The 966-nt window shown below is 80.3% G+C and carries 1 protein-coding gene; it reads right to left on the bottom strand.

Going from position 1 to position 966, the window contains the following annotated elements; all coding sequences use genetic code 11:
• Positions 1–313 precede the first annotated feature (313 nt).
• On the bottom strand, positions 314–961 hold the full coding sequence (locus JS521_RS32755) for an HAD family hydrolase (protein ID WP_205086537.1): 648 nt from the start codon (positions 959–961) through the stop codon (positions 314–316).
• Positions 962–966: the final 5 nt, after the last annotated feature.

Here is a 966-nt window from a genome sequence, read left to right as displayed (position 1 = left end):
CCCCCCGCGCCCCCCCCCCGCCCCGCGCCGCCCCCCCCCCCGCGCGGGGGGGGCCCGCGGCCCCCCCCCCCGCGGCCGGGGGGGGGGGGCGCCCCGGCCCCCCCCCCCCCCCCCCACCGAGGGGCTGACCCGGCTACGCCCCGCCCCCGTACGTCGCGTAGTCCGGCGCCCCCGGGCCCTGGGAGACGCCGTCAAGCGTCAGGAACTCCTGTACCACCAGCTTCATCGCGCGCGGTCTCCTGTCTGAGCGCTCCGGCCGGTCCGGCGCTCCGGCGCCTCCTTCCCAGCACGGCGCAGCCGGGCCGCCTCGGCGCTACGCCGCCTCCGTCAGGTCCGCCTCCGTCAGGGAGGCGACCAGGACCGTGCGCGGGCCCGGTTCGATGCCGGGCACCGACGGGACGGCGAGCAGGCGGCACCCGGCGGCCAGTGCGGCGGCGGCGCCCGTGGGGGTGTCCTCGACGGCCAGGCAGTCCTGCGGGGCCACGCCGAGCGCGGCCGCCGCGGCGAGGTACGGGTCGGGGTGCGGCTTCCCGAGCGCCGTCTCGCCCGAGGCGACCGAGGTGTCGAAGCGGTGCCGGCCCAGGGTGTCGAGCACCAGGTCCGCCACGTGCCGCTCGGACGCGGTCACCAGGGCTGTCGGTACGCCGAGTGCGCGCGCCCGGTCCAGGAGCCGGAGCGCGCCGGGCTGGACGGTCACGCCGGCCGCCACCCGCGCGGTGAACTCCCGGTCGAGCAGGGCGGCCGTCTCCGCTTCCGTGAGGGCGGTGAGGCCGCCGCGTACGAGCAGGGCGGCCGCGTCGGCCAGCGCGGCGCCCGCGAACGGGGCGAGGGTGTCCGCGTCGGCCGGGGAGCTCTGCGAGCGGAGGAAGCCGGCGACGGTGTCCAGCCAGGCGTGCTCGGTGTCGACGAGCGTGCCGTCCATGTCGCACAGCAGGGCGGCGGGGCGGGGGAGCGGGGGCATAAGGG

This window comes from Streptomyces durocortorensis (assembly GCF_016901035.1).
In the GTDB taxonomy this organism is placed as follows: Bacteria; Actinomycetota; Actinomycetes; order Streptomycetales; family Streptomycetaceae; genus Streptomyces; species Streptomyces durocortorensis.
Note: the sequence above shows the minus strand (reverse complement) of the source record. Positions and strands in the feature narration are given on the sequence as shown.

What these genes read in the sequence shown, in the direction of transcription:
- JS521_RS32755 (WP_205086537.1), bottom strand. Translation starts at nt 961, where the DNA reads ATGCCCCCGCTCCCCCGCCCCGCCGCCCTGCTGTGCGACATGGACGGC.